This is a genomic window from Hoeflea ulvae (assembly GCF_026619435.1).
In the GTDB taxonomy this organism is placed as follows: Bacteria; Pseudomonadota; Alphaproteobacteria; order Rhizobiales; family Rhizobiaceae; genus Hoeflea; species Hoeflea ulvae.
Genome location: NZ_JAOVZQ010000001.1, coordinates 4,660,220 through 4,675,749, shown reverse-complemented (window position 1 = coordinate 4,675,749; position 15,530 = coordinate 4,660,220). Strand labels below are relative to the sequence as shown.

Below are 15,530 nucleotides of genomic sequence, written 5' to 3'. Positions count from 1 at the left end.
GAGAGGCCCGATAACAAGGAGAACGAGAATGAACATGATCAAGAAATCGGGCCTTGCTATGGCCATGCTCTGCGCATCGGCATTGAGTTCACAAGCCTGCGACATCACCATCGGCATGGTGATGGAACTGACCGGACCGGCCGGCGCCTATGGTCAGGCCGGGGCAAAATCCGTGGAAATGGCATTTCGCGACATCAATGAAGCCGGCGGCGTGCTCGGCTGCGATCTGGTGACCGACACCCGTGACAGCCAGAGCCAGGGCAATGTGGCGGTCGACCAGGCGACGCAGCTGGTCAACATCAAGCAGGTTCCGGTCGTGATCGGGGGCATCATCTCCTCGGTGTCGATCCCGATCCTGACCTCGGTGACGGCCGCGGCCGGCGTCGTGCAGGTTTCGCCGGCGTCCTCGAGCCCGACGCTGACGCAGCTCAGCCGTGACGGCAAGACCGGCGGCTATTTCTTCCGCACCATCACCTCGGATGCGTTGCAGGGCATCGCCGCCGCAAAATACGCGATGGATTCGGGCCTGACCAAGCTCGCCATCATCCATGTGAACAATGATTTCGGCCTCAATTTGATGCGCGAGTTCACCGCTTCCTATGAGGCGCTCGGCGGCGAGATCACCTCGGCGACGCCTTATAACGAGAACCAGCCCAACTACAGCGCCGAAGTGACCGCTGCCATGGAAGGCAGCCCCGACGCGCTGTATCTGATCAGCTATCCCGTCGACGGCGCCACCGTGGCGCGGGCCTGGATCAGCCAGGGCGGACCGCAGAAATTTCTGCTCAATGACGGCATGAATTCGACAGATTTCATCGAGGCCGTCGGCGCGGATTATCTCGAGGGCGCCTATGGCACCTCGTCGGGCACCACCGAGACCGATTCAACCAAATATTTCTATGCCAATTACGAAGCCTTCTCCGACGGTATTGCGCCATCGGCGCCGGCAGCCGACCGGTCCTATGATGCGGGCGCGATCGTCGGACTGGCCGTGGCCAAGGCCGGCAAGGCGGAAGCCGACGCCATCCGCGACGCCATCCGTTCGGTGGTCGATCCGGAAGGTGAAGTGATCTATGCCGGACCGGACGAGTTCAAGAAGGCGCTGGCCCTGATCAATGACGGCAAGGCGATCAACTATCAGGGCGTGATCGGCAATGTGTCGTTTGACCAGTATGGCGACATTTCCGGCCCGTTCCGGCTGTGGCAGATCAAGGGTGGCGAGGTCGTCACCAATGGCCAGATGACTGCCGCGGACGTGGCCGAGGTCAAGGCCTCGATGAAATAGGCGTCCATTGCCATGCCAGGTGCTGGCAGCAAAAAAAGGGGCGCCATGAGGCGCCCCTTATGCGTTTGATGAAAGCCTTCGATCAGCGACGCAGGAAGCCCGGGGTCAACAGATGCACATCTGTCGATTCATCGCGGTGACTGCCGCCGAGGCTGGCAAACCACCAGGCTGCGCCTGCACCCAGAGCAGCAGCGGCGCCGGAGGAAAATCCGTAGACGACGCTGATGGTGCGGGTGTATTCGACGACGTTTTCCGGAATGTCCGAAGCGGTGGTTGCTTCCACGCCGATGCTCGACAATGCAGCGGCAACGGCTGCGAAACCGGCAACGGCCATGGTCGAGATGGCCCAGACGGACAGGCCGTGGACGCCATCGCGAAACTCGACTTCGGTCTTGGCGGCATCACTCCAGCGGCTGCGCATGCGTCCGGCGATGTAGCCGCCGCCGGCAGAGCTTGCCAGGGCAGTGACGAACAGCCAGAGGCTGGCAACAACGACCTGCCAGGACGGGTCACCATTGGCGAGCATCGGCTCGCCCAGCGCCAGACCGGCGGATCCGCCAAATTGTCCGAGGACGATGGTTGTGGCAACGGCGACGACGCCACCACCCCATACGGCGCCCCATTCAAGATAGGATTGGCCGTTGGGCAAATTTTCCGAGTAAATCGGTGCAGTTTCGACTGCGGTCGGTTCCATGATCTTAACGCAGGCCGAGAAGCGACAGGATGAACATGACTACGACCACGAGGCCGACGAGGTAAATAATTCCATGCATTGGAAATCTCCTTGGATATAACAGGCCAGCACCACGCCTCGGCCACTGCCCCTTCAACGTCGCTTGCCGAATTAAGTTCCAAATGTGACTTGAGGTTTGCAGACGCGGCGCTAGGGCGCGAAACCGGCGAGAAAATGCCGGTAGAGGCTGGCCCTGATGCGGCCGAGATCGGCCTCGGCAGCGGCAAGAGTGTCAAAAACATGATCGGCCAAATTGCCTATTTCCTGGCGCAGCATGTCCTCGCAGCCTTCGATTTCATACCAGTCGGCAAGTGTGGCCGTGTCGATTTCGGCGTGGAACTGAACCGAACTGACGGTTGGTCCCCAGCTCATGGCCTGGACAGCGCAATGCGCGGATCTGGCAAGAATGCCAGCGCCGTGCGGAAGGTGACTGACTTCGGCGCTGTGCCACTGAAAACAGGGCAATCGTCCGGGCAGGCCGCTGAACATGGCGGGCTCGCCGGATGTCTGCACATGCATCAGGCCAACCTCTGATCGTTCTGCCGGGGCCACGCTGCCGCCCAGCACTTGCGCCAGCAGTTGATGGCCGAGGCAGATACCGAAGAAGGGCAACTTTCGAACCAGCACCGCGTCACGGATCACCTCGACCTCACGCGCGAGCCAGGGCAATTCCTCCGCCTGCCACACCTGCATCGGGCCACCAAGGACCCAGAGACCGTCGAATCCATCAAGGTCGACATCGCCGATTTCATCGGGGGCGACGCAGGCAGAGATCTCGTGGCCGTCGCGGGCAAAAAGCGGCCGAAAGCCACCGGCATGCTCCTTGTCCGAATGCTGAATGATAAGGATCCGCATGGCAGTGACCTGGCGAGAATGGGAACAGGAGCTGACGATGACCGGCCACGGGGCGGCCGGGCGTCAGTTGGTTTGCAGTGTTTTCAGGCTGTCGGCGAATTCGGGGCTGGCCATGAGCGTTTTGCAGCGGTCGAAACGGCCATCGGCATAGGCGCGGAAATCTTCTGCCGGATTGTCGTTGGCGAGCTGGATTAGCCCCCACAGGGTCCACAAAAGATCGCACATTGCCTTGTAGATGACCATGCGGGCGTGATCGGAGGGATCCGGCGCGCCTCCGGAATAGGCTTGCATCAGGGCCCGGTCCTGGGCCGCGTCGAAACCGCCTTCGACCGAAAGATCGCCAAGATCCCACATCGGATCGTTCATGCCGGAATATTCCCAGTCGACGATCCAGATCCGTTCGCCGGTGTCGAGGAAATTTTCGCATAGCGGATCGCAATGGCACGCCACCGATGGCAGGGACTGCCGGGCAAGGGCGGCGCGGACGGCGTCGGCCCGGGCAACCACATCGTGGTAGCCTTCCGGAAGCGCCACATCTTTTTTCGACAGGATGCCCAGATAGTCATCGATCATGGCAAAGAGTTCGAAAGTGAACGGAAACTCGGCACCGGATTGGTGCAATTGCCGGAACGCTTCGCCGGCGCGCCGCACCGAGCCGGGGTCGGCGGCAAAGGCTGCTGGCGTCATGGTTTTGGCGCCCTCGATGAAGCGGGTGACCATGATGCCGGTGGCCGCATCGGCATGGATCAGCTCGGGGCTGACGCCGGCCGCTGCTGCCTCGCGCGCCGCCACCGCCTCGTGTTCGCGGTTGATATATTCCTCGGTGCCCTTGCCTGGCAGCCGCAGACAGTAATCGCCGACGCGAAACACCAGATTGGTCAGCCCGCCAAGCCGCTCGACCGGCCCGATATGGCCGTCCAGCGCCGAGACCGTGGCCAGGGCATGCGAGAGCCGCGCTTCGTTTTCGTCGTCCATATTCGTCTCCATTGACCGCTTTTGCCGGAATATCGTCCGTGGCAAGGTTCCACATTGCGTCGTGCAAGGCTATGGTTTGACTGACAAAGTTTCAATCGCGACGGGAAGATTTGATGAGCGACCAGGACAAGACGGCACGGCTGGGGCAGGTCTATTCGGCACAGAAGCCCGATGAGCTGGCCAGGGTCTACAATGCCTGGGCGGAAACCTATGATGCCGACATGTCGGCAATCGGTTACCGGCACCCGGCCATCGGACTGGCAATGCTTGCCCGTCACGTTGAAAAGGGGGCGGCACCGCTGCTCGATGCCGGCGCAGGCACCGGCCTGATCGGCGAATGGCTGGCAATCACGGGCTACCCGGAGGCCGAAGCGCTCGACATCTCGGAAGGCATGCTGAAGGTGGCCGCGCGCAAGGGGGTCTATTCGGCCCTGCATCAGGCGCCGCTGGGGGGCGAACTGCCATTTCCGAGCGACCGCTTCGCCGCGATCATTTCCACCGGGGTGTTCACCGCAGGCCATGTCGGCGTAGAGGGACTCGACGATCTGATCCGGATCTGCCGGCCCGGCGGCGTCATCGTGCTGACCATCAAGGACCTGATGTGGGGCAGCGCCTTTGCCGCTTATGTCGCGGGTTTCGAGGCCAGAAACATGCTCAAGCTGATCGACGACACCGGTCCCTATATTTCAATGCCGGGTGAAGCGGGCACCGAACCGAGCCGATGTGTTGCACTGAAGGTACTATAAGCGTCGAAACGACCCTTGATACCGGAAGGAAAGGCAATATTTAGACAAATCATAAAATGATGAATGCTACTGCCCGCGGCAAGCCCGAACCCGGCTGCCCCCTAACCGAGAGCGAGTTTCCATGACCCTGCACACCCTGCGTATCAGAACCACCATGCTTGGCCTTGGCGCTGCGATGTTGATGCTGCCCGTGACGGGCACGGCGTCTGCACAGGATGCGACTGTTCCCGGGATCGGTTTCGAACTCGGACTGGGTGGCGTGGTGGCGCCAAGCTATGAAGGCTCGAGCCGCTATCTGCTGAGCCCGTACCCGATCATCAGCTTCAACTATCTCCGGCTTGGCAACGGTTTTTCGCTCGGTGGCGGTGACGGCCAGGGCCTGTCCTTCAAGCCGTCCTTCGGCTATATCGGCGAACGCGACGCCAGCGATGAGCCGGCATTGGCCGGCATGAACACCGTTGATGATTCAATCGAACTTGGCGCCGGTCTGAAATACACCGCCGGCCCGGTCAGCGTCTTTGGCGAACTGCGCTATGGCGTGACCGGACACAATGGCGTGGTTGGCGAAATCGGCGCCGATTATGCGATCATGCCGATAGACGCTCTGACCCTGTCCCTGGGGCCGCGGCTGTCCTTTGCCTCTTCGGACTACACCAACACCTATTTCGGTGTGACGGCTGCGGAATCGGTCACGTCCGGATTCGCCGCCTACAATGCCGGCGGCGGCATCAAATCGGCGGGCATCGAAGCCAATGTCCGCTACGACTTCAACGACAACTGGGCTGGCGAAGCCGGTGCGAGCTGGAACCGCCTGGTCGGCGATGCAGCCGATTCGCCGTTGATCGCCGCAGGCTCGAAGGATCAGTACACCGCCAAGATCGGCCTGATCCGCAAGTTCCAGTTCGACTTCTGATCCGGGCTCCGGCCTTCATTCACGACAAAAGGCGCGAGAGACAATCTCGCGCCTTTTTTGTCTTTGCGGTTTGCAGGACTGCCTGATCAGGCCTTGACCCTGGCGTTGGCCGGATCGACCAGCGGGCCGAGATGGATGCTGGCCGGGAATTTCTCAAGGGCTATCACCAGTTCGTAACTGGCATTGGTGAGAAACTCGTCCGAGATGCCGCCCTCATTGCGGACATAGCCGTAACCGATGCTCTTGCCGATGGTGTAACCGTAACCGCCGGAGGTCAGATAGCCCACGGGTTTGCCATTGCGCAGGATGGTTTCGCGGCCGACCAGCACGGCATCGGGATCGTCGATGACAAAACCGGCAAAGCGCTTGGTCAGCGGCTTTCCGGCCACCGCCCGAAGCGCGGGAGCGCCATTGAACTCGGTATTGGACTTGAGTTTTACCGCCCAGCCGAGCCCGGCCTCGAACGGCGTGTCATTGGGAGTAATGTCCGAACCCCAGGCGCGATAACCCTTTTCAAGCCTGAGCGATTCCAGCGCCCGGTAGCCGATCGGCCGGATGTCCCAGGCCTTGCCGGCTGCCATCAGCGCATCAAAGACGTCGCCGGTTGCCTCGATCGGGATGTGCAGTTCCCAGCCCAGTTCGCCGACATAGGTCACGCGCAGCGCCCGCACCGTGCTGCCGGCAATGTCGATCTCGCGGACATGGCCGAAGGGGAAGGCCTCGTTGGAGACATCGGCTTTGGTGACCTTCTCCAGCACATCGCGGGCATGCGGTCCCATCAGTGACAGCGTGCCATAGGCCTCGGTGATGTCCTCGATCCGTACATCGGCGCCCTCGGGGACATGTTCCCGGATCCAGGCCAGATCATGGGTGCGGAAGCCGGTGCCGGTGACGACATAGAATTTCTCATCTGCAAGCCGTGCAAACGTCAGATCGGCCTCGATGCCGCCGCGGCTGTTGAGAAGCTGGGTGTAGGTCAGCCGGCCGACCGGTTTGGTCACGGTGTTGGCACAGATATGGCTGAGCGCGGCAAGCGCATCCGCACCGCTGATTTCATATTTGGCGAAGGAGGACTGATCGAAAACGCCGACTTTTTCGCGGACATGGCGATGTTCTTCGCCGACAGCCTCGAACCAGTTCTGTTGCCCCATCGTCGGGATATCGCGCGGTTCCGTCCCCTCTGGCGCAAACCAGTTGGGGCGCTCCCAGCCGAGCTTGGAGCCGAAGACCGCGCGATGCGCCTTGAGCCGGTCATAGAGCGGCGAGACGATGCGGGGGCGGCCGGATTCATATTCCACATGCGGGAAGCCGATGGCGTAGTGTTTGCCATAGGCTTCGAGCGTGCGGTCATTGACCCATTGCCGGTCCTTGTGCATCTCGGAAAAGCGCCGGATGTCGACCACCCAGAGATCGAGCGGCGCTTCGCCGTCGATGACCCATTGCGCCAGCACCCAGCCGGCGCCGCCGCCCGAGGCAATGCCGAAGGCGTTGAAGCCGGCGCCGACAAACATGTTGGCGCATTCCGGCGCAGCTCCAAGGATAAAATTGCCGTCCGGGGTGAAACTCTCAGGACCGTTTATCATCTGCCTGACGCCGACATTGGCAAGCGCGGGAACCCGCTCCATCGCCTGCATCATGTGCTGTTCGAAATGGTCATAATCATCATCAAACAGCTGGAACTCGAAGTCATTGGGCACGTCGCCGGTGGTCCAGCCCAACGGATTGGGCTCGTAGCCGCCGAAGGACAGCCCGCCAACCTCTTCCTTGAAATAGGTGCGGCGGTCGGGGTCGCGAATGGTCGGTGCATCGCTCGACAGCCCGTCGATCTTTTCGGTGATGACATATTGATGCTTGACCGGCTGCAACGGCACGTTGATGCCGGCCATGACGCCGATCTGGCGCGCCCATTGTCCGGCGCAATTGACCACCTTCTCGCAAGCGATGTCGCCCTTGCTGGTCTTGACCGCAGTGATGCGGCCATCGGTCATGTCGAAGCCGGTGACCCGGACATTTTCATGGATCTTCGCGCCATGCATGCGCGCGCCCTTTGCCAGCGACTGGGTGATGTCGGAGGGGCTTGCCTGTCCGTCGGTCGGCAGCCAGCTGGCGCCGACGAGATCGTCGACCTGCATCAGCGGGAACTTGGCCTTGGCTTCCTGCGGCGAAAGCAATTCCATATCCATGCCGAAACTCTGGGCGGTGGTGGCCAGCCGCCGGTATTCGGTCCATCGGTCCTGGTTGGTGGCAAGCCGCAGGCGAGCCTGACATTTTCCAGCCGGTTTCAAGGCCGGTTTCCTGGTCGAGGTGCTTGTAGAGATCGACGGAATATTTGAGCACCTTGGTGATGGAGGCGGACGACCGAAGCTGCCCGACAAGACCGGCGGCATGCCAGGTCGAGCCCGAGGTCAGCTGGCCCTGTTCGAGCAGAATGACATCGGCCTTGTGGTCGCGGGCTAGATGGTAGGCGGTCGAGCAACCGATGATGCCGCCGCCGATGACGACGATCTGCGCTCTGTCAGGAAGGGTCATGATGATGTCTTTCCATGGGTCGAATGGTACTGGTCGAGCGCGGCGTCGAGGCGCGCGAGATTCTCAGCGGTGTAGGCCTGGTAGTCGACACCCGGCGCATCGAGATGCAGTTCCGAGACCAGGCTCCACAATGTCTCGCGCAGAAGCGAGGCGCATTGCATGGCGTGGAAGGATTTCGTCAGTGCTGCATCCGGAGCGGAACCGAGGGCGGCCTCAAGCAGCGCAGCGGCTTGGTCTTCCGTCATTTCGGCATTGGAGGCCGCACCGGCGATGTCGAACATGGCCGTTGAAAACCCTGCATATTCGAAATCGATCAGCCAGAGCTTGTGGCCATCGTCGAGAAAATTGGCCGGCAGCAGGTCGTTGTGTCCGAAGACGATCGGCAGCGGTGACTGGGCGGCTTCCAGGCGATCGGAGATTTCAAGCCAGGCCGGCAATTGGTCAGCCATGCGCGATTGGCCGGCTTTCAGCGTCCGGGCATAATCGCGGATGACGTGGAAGACCCAGAACATGAATCCTGCGCCTTCGATGTGGCGCGGCATGGTGGTGTGGAAATCGCGGATCAACCGGCCGATGCGTTCGGGATTGGCGCGGACATCGGCCGGCTCGAAGGTTTTTGCATCGAGAAACTCAGAGACCATGATGCCGGGCTCGGAATATTCCACCCGCGGGGCAAAGCCTGCCTCGTGAGCGGCGCGAGCGGTCATCACTTCACGCTTGCGGTCGACATGGTGGAACGGAAAGTCGCGGCCGAGCCGGACGACATGGCGGCCGGCAGCGTCCGTGACGAGCCAGCTTTCATTGCTCAGCCCGCCGGTCAGCGGCTCGACGTCGATACGGCCCGAAAAGCAGGGCAGGGCGCGGATGTGGTCAAGGGTGGCAGGGTCAGTCATGGGTCACTCCAGACCAAGGCGGCGGCGGGCGTGGCGGGCGCCGGCCGAGATCAGGCGGTCGGCAATGATGGCAATCGCCGCAATCGACAGGCCGGCAACAAGGCCCTTGCCGGTGTCGGCCTTGGTCAGCGCGATATAGACTTCCTGTCCAAGATCGCGGGTGCCGACCAGCGCGGTGATCACCAGCATCGACAGGGCGAACATGATGGTCTGGTTCAATCCAAGCAGGATTTCGGGCAGCGCCAGTTTCAGCCGGATGCGGGTGAGGATCTGCCATTCGGTGCAGCCTATGGCGCGACCGGCCTCGATCAGTTTCGGGTCGACCTTGCGGATGCCGAGTGCGGTGTAGCGGATGGCCGGCGCGATGGCGAAGGCGACGACGGCAATCATGGCGGTGAAATCACCGACTCGGAACAGCATCACCGCCGGCATCAGGTAGACAAAGCTCGGCAAGGTCTGCAGCGTGTCGATGGCAAGCTGCACCCAGGACCAGAGCCGGTCGCGGGTGGCCGAGACTATGCCTATGGGGATGCCGATCATTGCGGCGAGCACGGCGGAGATGCCGCAGAGATAGACGGTGATCATCGCCTTTTCCCATTGACCGGTCGCGGCGATGAACAGCGGCAGGCAGATGGTGAGCAGGGCCAGCCGCCAGCCGCCAAGCCTGTAGCCGGCAAAGCCCAGAAACGCCGTCACACCCAGCCAGGGCAGGTCAGCCAGAAACCGCTTGAAGGGGATCAGCACATTGAGCAGCATGGCGTTCTTGATCGCTTCGAGCGTGTCGAAATAGTTGATGTTGATCCAGGCCACGACTTCGGACCAGAAGGTGCCGGTCGATAGCTGCAGTGCCTCCGGATAGGTGTGGATTCCCGGCACGAGATAGCCCACCAGGACGGTTGCCAGCACCAGCGCTACCGCGGCGACCAGATGCGGATAGCGTGCAAGCAGACCCGACGTCCGGATTTCGGCCGAGGGCGCGGAGAGCTTTTCGGCGGCGGCCTGGCTCAGCCGGTCCATGGCAATGGCCAGCGCGACGATGGCGAAGCCGGCCTCCAGACCTGCGCCGAAATCGAGCCGGCGCAAAGCGGCCAGTACATCGAAGCCCAAGCCCCCGGCGCCGATCATCGAGGCGATGATGACCATGTTGAGCGACAGCATGATCACTTGGTTCATGCCGACCATCAGGCTTTCGCGCGCCGCCGGCACCATCACCCGCCAGGTCATCTGGCGTTCGGTGCAACCGACCATGTGCCCCAGATCGATGATCTCGGAGGGCACGGCGCGCAATGCCAGAATGGCGATGCGGGTCATCGGCGGGGTGGCGAAGATCAGGGTGGCGATCACGGCTGCGGTGGGGCCAAAGCCGAACAGGAAAAGGACAGGCACGAGATAGGCAAACACCGGAATGGTCTGCATCAGGTCGAGCAGCGGCATGATCATCCGCTCGACCCAGCGCCAGCGCCAGGCGGCAACACCGAACAGCAGTCCGAAGAGCACGCCCAGCGGTGCCGCCACCAGGATGGAGGCAAGCGTGATCATGGCGCTGGTCCATTGCCCGAACACCGCCAGAAACAGGAAGCAGCCGCCGGACAACAGCGCCAGCGGCTTGCCGCCAAGCCAGTGGCCGAGCAGCATCACCAGGCCGATCACCGCCACCCAGGGCAGCGGCGGCACGAGCTGGATCGCCGACGAGCCGCTGCCTTCGAGAAAGCCGGTCGACAGCAGGCTCGCCGCAAGCGTGTAGGGCACATCCAGCACCGCTGACACGAAACGGGTGAACTCGGTGAAGGTGAAAAGCCCGAACGTGGCCTCGTCGATCAGCCATTTCATCGCGGTGCTGATCCATTTGGCGAGCTTCACTATATAGGCCTTGGGGTAGTCGAAGGCCGCAGGCAGCAAGGGCTTGGCGTAGAGCCAGAACACGACAAATGCGACGACGGCAAGCAGCCAGGCCATCGGCAGCCGGACCGACGGTGCGGACCGCTGCGCTGTCTCGGGTTCCAACAGGGGCGCGCCGGACAGTGCCATGGTCAGCCCTGCAACATCAGCGAAACAACCGCTTCGCGGTCGAGCCTGCCGACGACCTGACCGGCGTCATCGGTGATTGCGAGTTGGACAATACCGTCGAGAAACATCGGTGCCGCGTCGGCAATGGTGGACCGTGCCGATACGCGCGGTCCTTCCACATGGCCACCCTCCACAGGAACCATCAGGCTGCGGGTGCGGATCACCTTGGCGCGAGCTACATTCTTGGTGAATTCTGCCACGTAAGATGTGGCCGGTGTCAGCACGATCTCTTCGGGCGTTCCGGCCTGGACGATCTCGCCATCCTTCATGATGGCTATCCTGTCAGCCAGGCGGATGGCCTCGTCGAAATCATGGGTGATGAAGACAATGGTCTTGTGCAGCTTGGTCTGCAGCCGCATGAATTCGTCCTGCATCTCGCGGCGGATCAGCGGGTCGAGCGCCGAGAAGGGCTCGTCGAGAAACCAGATTTCCGGTTCGACGGCGAGGGAACGGGCGATGCCGACGCGCTGCTGCTGGCCGCCGGAGAGCTGCCGCGGAAACGCGCCTTCCTTGCCGGACAGGCCCACAAGGTCGATCATCTCGCGGGCCCGGGCCTCGCGGGCTGCGCGGTTCATGCCCTGGATATCGAGCGGAAAGGCGACATTGTCGAGTACGGTTAGATGCGGCAACAGCGCAAAATGCTGGAACACCATGCCCATCTGGTGGCGGCGGATTTCGATCATCCGCGCCTGCGAGACTTTCAGTAGGTTCTCGCCCTTGAACAGCACGTCGCCGCCGGTAGGCTCGATCAGCCGTGACATCAGCCGGACCAGCGTCGACTTGCCGGAGCCCGACAGCCCCATGATGACGAAGATCTCGCCCTCATGCACGTCGAGATCAACCTGCCGCACCGCACCGACCAGACCAGCCTCGGCAATTGCCGCAGCATCAGTATGGCCGTCGTGGCTGGCAAGGAAGCTGGCGGCGTCGGTGCCGAACAGTTTCCACACATTGCGACAGACAAGCTTGGCTTCTGGAGTGGTCATGGAGAACTCGTACGGGGAACGCTTGAAGATATGGCGGTTTGAACCGGTCGGTGCGGCGCCGGTCCGTCACCCGTGATGCGCAACCGGGCGCGATCGCCCGGTTGCGGTGTCAGCGGCAGATGCCGGGGCATCCGATTGGAGTCTTACTTCTTGATCCAGCCCGACCAACGGTCTTCATTGGCGTCCATCCATTCGCCGACGACAGCCGAGACTGTCTTGCCGTCGAGATCGACCTCGGTGATCATTTTGCCCATCTCGTCATTGTCGATGGTGAATGCCTTGATGGCGTCATAGGCGCCGGGCCATTTTTCCTTCACGCCGGCCCAGCCGACCTTCCAGATTTCGCCGAACGGTTTGCCGCAGTCATAGGCCATGTCCGGGTTGATGCCGGTTGCGGGGTCATTGTAGCACTCGGCGGAATATTCCGGGAACTCGACCCAGGCGCCGTCATATTTTGCAGGAGCCCAGTGCGGGGCGTAGATCCACAGCATGATCGGGGCCTTGCGCTGGTAGGCGCTTTCAAGTTCGGCGAAGAGCGCTGCATCGGTGCCGGCATGGATGACTTCGAACGGCAGATCGAGCGCCTCGACACGTTCGTCGTCAAAGCCACCCCAGGTCACAGGTCCACCAAGGTAACGGCCCTTGGGTGCGGTTTCCGCAGTCGAGAAGGCTTCTGCGCAGGCTTCGTCCTTCAGCGCTTCCCAGTTCGGCAGATCCGGGCACTGCTCGGTCATGTAGGCGGGATACCACCATTCTTCCTTGGCCTTCATGCCGGTCGGACCGAAATTTTCCACCTTGCCGGTGGCGGTGGCCGCATCCATGGCGTCACGGCCCGTGGTTTCCCACATCTCCATGGCCACATGCAGATCGCCGGATTCGAGTCCGGCAAATTGGGCCAGATAGTCGGCCTGGACATATTCGATGGAATAACCGGCCTTCTTGAGCACTTCGCCCATGATTTCGGTTGTGATCAGCTGACCGGTCCAGTCATGGAGCGTCAGTTTGATCGGGTCTGTGGAATCCTGCGCCAGAGCCGAAGCGGACAGGCCAATGCAAGAAGCGCTCGAAATGACGAGCGCCGCTGTCAATTGCCTGAAAGTGCGGCCGGAAAATAGATTGGCTGAATGCATGTCGAGCCTCCTGTTCACCCTGTTGTGTCCCGCATTCCGGCGCCGGATCGCTCTGGTCTGCAAAGACCTGATTTCAGCGCAGCCGTGCGTTACTTGTTAACCGCCCGATCCCACACCACACCCCCGCCCTTGTCAATCAATTCTGTGGTTATTTTTTGCTTTGATGCCCGGTTATGTTTGTTTCGATTGATAAAGCGGCAATAGTCGCTTAGAAATCAGGCAGATCAGAAGGTGTATGCCGATGCTGTCCAAACGTCATACCGAGATCATGCGGATACTGGCTGACGAGGGTACCGTGACCATTTCCGGTCTCGCGGCCAGGCTTGGCGTTTCGCTTGAGACCGTGCGTCGCGACGTGCGCCCGCTGACCGCAAACGGCTCGGTGCTGAAGATCCATGGCGCGGTCGGACTTGCGGGACAGGTCGGAGAAGCTCCCTTTCAGCGCCGCATGCGCGACAATGCCGAAGCCAAGCGCCGCATCGCGCGGGAAATGGCGCAGTTGATCCATGACGGCGATTCGGTGATGCTCGACACCGGCACCACCACCAGCTTTGTGGCGCGGGAACTGCTCGGCCACAGGCGACTGACCGTGGTGACCAATTCCTCCGACATTGCCCGGACGCTGGCCACGGTCAACGGCAACAAGGTCTACATGGCCGGCGGCGAGCTCAGAAGCGATTCCGGCGCCGCTTTCGGGGTTTCGGCCATCGAGTTCATCGCCAAATTCTCGGTCGCCCATGCAATCATTTCCGCCGGCGCGATCGATGCTGAATCCGGAGTGATCGATTTCGATCTGGAGGAAGCCGAGTTCGCCCGGATGATGCTGTCGCGGGGCGCGCAAAGCTATGTGGTCAGCGATCACACCAAGTTCGGCAGGCAGGGGCTGGTGTCTGTGGCGGGCTTTGAGGCGATCGGTTGTCTGATTACCGATGAACCGGTGTCTGGCGAAATTGCTGCGGCGCTCGATGCTGCAGGCACACGGCTGATCATCGCGGGTCCAAGAGCCGGCAAAGGCAAAGACGGCGGTGAAAAGTGAAGCCACTGCCGGCAGCGGCTTCACTGGTTTGGGGCTGGCGCGCCGCTACCGCCGGATGATCATCTCTTCCGGGCCGTAGGGGAAGTTGGTTATGTTTTCCGCGCCGGTCTCGGTGATGATGAAAATGTCATGTTCGCGATACCCGCCGGAACCGGGTGTTCCTTCCGGGATCATGATCATCGGCTCCATTGAGACTACCATGCCCGGCTCGAGCAGCGTGTCTACATCCTCGCGCAGTTCGACGCCGGCCTCACGGCCATAATAATGCGACAGCACGCCGAAGGAGTGGCCATAGCCAAAGGATCGGTATTTCAAGAGGTCCCAGCCGCGATACATATCGTTGAGCGCCAGGGCGATATCAGAGCATTTTCTGCCAGGCGCAATCATGTCGGATCCGGCCTTCATCACCGCGCAGTTCTTCTGCCACAGATCGAGATGGGCGTCGGATGCCTCTTCGCAGAACAGGGTGCGTTCGATGGCGGTGTAATAGCCGAAGATCATCGGGAAGCAGTTGAGCGACAGGATATCGCCACGCGCAATCTTCTTGTTGGTGACCGGGTTGTGGGCGCCGTCGGTCATGATGCCTGACTGGAACCAGGTCCAGGTGTCCATCAGTTCGACAAAGGGAAAGCTCTTGCCGATTTCGCGAACCATGGCCTGGGTCGAGGCGAGCGATACTTCATATTCCGGCACGCCCTCCGCAATCGCTTCCATCACCGCGCGGGCGCCGACATTGCAAATGCGGGTGCCCTCGCGGATCAGTGCGTGTTCCTCGGTGGATTTCATTGTCCGCATCCACATCGAGGCTTCGGCGACATCAACGAATTCGACGCCCGGAAAGGCGTCGCCGAGCAGTGTGCGGAAATCGAGCGAAACATGGTCGAATTCTATGCCGACGCGGCGGGCACCCGTCGGAATGAGTGATTTGATCGCTGTGAAGAAATTGTCGCGGCGCCAGTCGGAATAGATGATGTTGTGGCCATGGCTGCGCCGCCAGGGCTGGCCGCCATCAATCCCGGCAGAGACTGTCGTGGCGGAGTCCGGGGTCAGCACGAAGCCGTATTTGCGGCCGAAAGAGCAGTAGAGGAAACCCGAATAATAGCAGATGCCCTGATAGGAGGTGAAAACCGCGGCATCGATGTCTTTGGCGGCGAGATGGGCGCGCATGGCGTTTTGGCGCCGGTCCATTTCGGTGGCCGAGAACGGCGAGAATTCCTTCTCGCCATTCTTCCATTGGAAGACATGCAGCATGTCGTCAGTGCTGGTGAGATGTGTCATGTGAGAATCGCTTCGATTGGGCCTGATGGCCCGCGACCCTAGTGCCGCGAGCGTTGGCCTGACCGGGAAGTGAAACCGGTTCCGGCAATGTAGCCGAGAATGAT

12 protein-coding genes and 1 pseudogene are annotated in these 15,530 nt (G+C 61.4%); 4 read left to right on the top strand and 9 right to left on the bottom strand.

Features of this window, described 5'->3' with window-relative positions; translation table 11 throughout:
* Window positions 1-58: 58 nt before the first annotated feature.
* Window positions 59-1,285: an ABC transporter substrate-binding protein gene (locus OEG82_RS22195; RefSeq protein WP_267615048.1), complete on the top strand. Its 1,227-nt coding sequence runs from the start codon at window positions 59-61 to the stop codon at window positions 1,283-1,285.
* Window positions 1,286-1,367: 82 nt separating this feature from the next.
* Here the strand turns inward: OEG82_RS22195 and OEG82_RS22190 are convergent, their stop codons facing one another.
* The 3 genes from OEG82_RS22190 to OEG82_RS22180 all read right to left on the bottom strand — a co-directional run bounded on the left by OEG82_RS22190 (window position 1,368) and on the right by OEG82_RS22180 (window position 3,848).
* Window positions 1,368-1,979, bottom strand: a complete 612-nt coding sequence (locus tag OEG82_RS22190) for a hypothetical protein (RefSeq protein ID WP_267614520.1) — start codon at window positions 1,977-1,979, stop codon at window positions 1,368-1,370.
* Between the two features lie 189 nt (window positions 1,980-2,168).
* Complete coding sequence (locus OEG82_RS22185; protein ID WP_267614519.1) at window positions 2,169-2,873, bottom strand: type 1 glutamine amidotransferase; 705 nt, start codon at window positions 2,871-2,873, stop codon at window positions 2,169-2,171.
* A gap of 63 nt (window positions 2,874-2,936) precedes the next feature.
* Complete coding sequence (locus OEG82_RS22180) at window positions 2,937-3,848, bottom strand: choline/ethanolamine kinase family protein (protein WP_267614518.1); 912 nt, start codon at window positions 3,846-3,848, stop codon at window positions 2,937-2,939.
* Between the two features lie 113 nt (window positions 3,849-3,961).
* On the opposite strand from OEG82_RS22180, the gene OEG82_RS22175 reads away from it, so the two are divergent.
* Together OEG82_RS22175 and OEG82_RS22170 are read left to right on the top strand one after the other, a co-directional pair.
* Window positions 3,962-4,594: a class I SAM-dependent DNA methyltransferase gene (locus tag OEG82_RS22175; RefSeq protein WP_267614517.1), complete on the top strand. Its 633-nt coding sequence runs from the start codon at window positions 3,962-3,964 to the stop codon at window positions 4,592-4,594.
* Between the two features lie 121 nt (window positions 4,595-4,715).
* Window positions 4,716-5,507, top strand: coding sequence for a MipA/OmpV family protein (locus OEG82_RS22170; RefSeq protein ID WP_267614516.1), 792 nt, complete (start codon window positions 4,716-4,718; stop codon window positions 5,505-5,507).
* 86 nt (window positions 5,508-5,593) lie between these two features.
* Here the strand turns inward: OEG82_RS22170 and OEG82_RS22165 are convergent.
* From OEG82_RS22165 to OEG82_RS22145, 5 genes and pseudogenes are all read right to left on the bottom strand, one after another.
* Window positions 5,594-8,036: pseudogene (locus OEG82_RS22165) on the bottom strand (GcvT family protein).
* On the bottom strand, window positions 8,033-8,929 hold the full coding sequence (locus tag OEG82_RS22160; protein ID WP_267614514.1) for a choline/ethanolamine kinase family protein: 897 nt from the start codon (window positions 8,927-8,929) through the stop codon (window positions 8,033-8,035). The pseudogene OEG82_RS22165 and the gene OEG82_RS22160 overlap by 4 nt, the downstream one beginning before the upstream one ends.
* A gap of 3 nt (window positions 8,930-8,932) precedes the next feature.
* A complete protein-coding gene (locus OEG82_RS22155) occupies window positions 8,933-10,957 on the bottom strand; it encodes an ABC transporter permease (protein WP_267614513.1) in 2,025 nt (674 codons plus the stop codon).
* 2 nt (window positions 10,958-10,959) lie between these two features.
* Window positions 10,960-11,982 carry a quaternary amine ABC transporter ATP-binding protein gene (locus tag OEG82_RS22150; RefSeq protein ID WP_267614512.1) on the bottom strand — a complete coding sequence of 341 codons (1,023 nt, stop codon included), beginning with the start codon at window positions 11,980-11,982 and terminating at the stop codon, window positions 10,960-10,962.
* A 143-nt stretch (window positions 11,983-12,125) separates the two neighbouring features.
* Window positions 12,126-13,112: an ABC transporter substrate-binding protein gene (locus OEG82_RS22145; RefSeq protein WP_267614511.1), complete on the bottom strand. Its 987-nt coding sequence runs from the start codon at window positions 13,110-13,112 to the stop codon at window positions 12,126-12,128.
* Window positions 13,113-13,353: 241 nt separating this feature from the next.
* Between OEG82_RS22145 and OEG82_RS22140 the strand changes: the two genes are divergently transcribed.
* Window positions 13,354-14,148 (top strand): DeoR/GlpR family DNA-binding transcription regulator, encoded by a 795-nt coding sequence (locus tag OEG82_RS22140; RefSeq protein ID WP_267614510.1) that lies wholly within the window; start codon window positions 13,354-13,356, stop codon window positions 14,146-14,148.
* 45 nt (window positions 14,149-14,193) lie between these two features.
* On the opposite strand, the gene OEG82_RS22135 is transcribed toward OEG82_RS22140, so the two are convergent.
* The gene (locus OEG82_RS22135; RefSeq protein ID WP_267614509.1) at window positions 14,194-15,426 is read right to left on the bottom strand and encodes an aminopeptidase P family protein; all 1,233 of its coding nucleotides are present in this window, start codon (window positions 15,424-15,426) and stop codon (window positions 14,194-14,196) included.
* Window positions 15,427-15,530: the final 104 nt, after the last annotated feature.

Excerpts from the sequence above, each read along its gene's own strand:
- OEG82_RS22195 (WP_267615048.1), top strand. The coding sequence starts at position 59 with ATGGCCATGCTCTGCGCATCGGCATTGAGTTCACAAGCCTGCGACATC.
- OEG82_RS22190 (WP_267614520.1), bottom strand. The coding sequence starts at position 1,979 with ATGGAACCGACCGCAGTCGAAACTGCACCGATTTACTCGGAAAATTTG.
- OEG82_RS22185 (WP_267614519.1), bottom strand. The coding sequence starts at position 2,873 with ATGCGGATCCTTATCATTCAGCATTCGGACAAGGAGCATGCCGGTGGC.
- OEG82_RS22180 (WP_267614518.1), bottom strand. The coding sequence starts at position 3,848 with ATGGACGACGAAAACGAAGCGCGGCTCTCGCATGCCCTGGCCACGGTC.
- OEG82_RS22175 (WP_267614517.1), top strand. The coding sequence starts at position 3,962 with ATGAGCGACCAGGACAAGACGGCACGGCTGGGGCAGGTCTATTCGGCA.
- OEG82_RS22170 (WP_267614516.1), top strand. The coding sequence starts at position 4,716 with ATGACCCTGCACACCCTGCGTATCAGAACCACCATGCTTGGCCTTGGC.
- OEG82_RS22160 (WP_267614514.1), bottom strand. The coding sequence starts at position 8,929 with ATGACTGACCCTGCCACCCTTGACCACATCCGCGCCCTGCCCTGCTTT.
- OEG82_RS22155 (WP_267614513.1), bottom strand. The coding sequence starts at position 10,957 with ATGGCACTGTCCGGCGCGCCCCTGTTGGAACCCGAGACAGCGCAGCGG.
- OEG82_RS22150 (WP_267614512.1), bottom strand. The coding sequence starts at position 11,982 with ATGACCACTCCAGAAGCCAAGCTTGTCTGTCGCAATGTGTGGAAACTG.
- OEG82_RS22145 (WP_267614511.1), bottom strand. The coding sequence starts at position 13,112 with ATGCATTCAGCCAATCTATTTTCCGGCCGCACTTTCAGGCAATTGACA.
- OEG82_RS22140 (WP_267614510.1), top strand. The coding sequence starts at position 13,354 with ATGCTGTCCAAACGTCATACCGAGATCATGCGGATACTGGCTGACGAG.
- OEG82_RS22135 (WP_267614509.1), bottom strand. The coding sequence starts at position 15,426 with ATGACACATCTCACCAGCACTGACGACATGCTGCATGTCTTCCAATGG.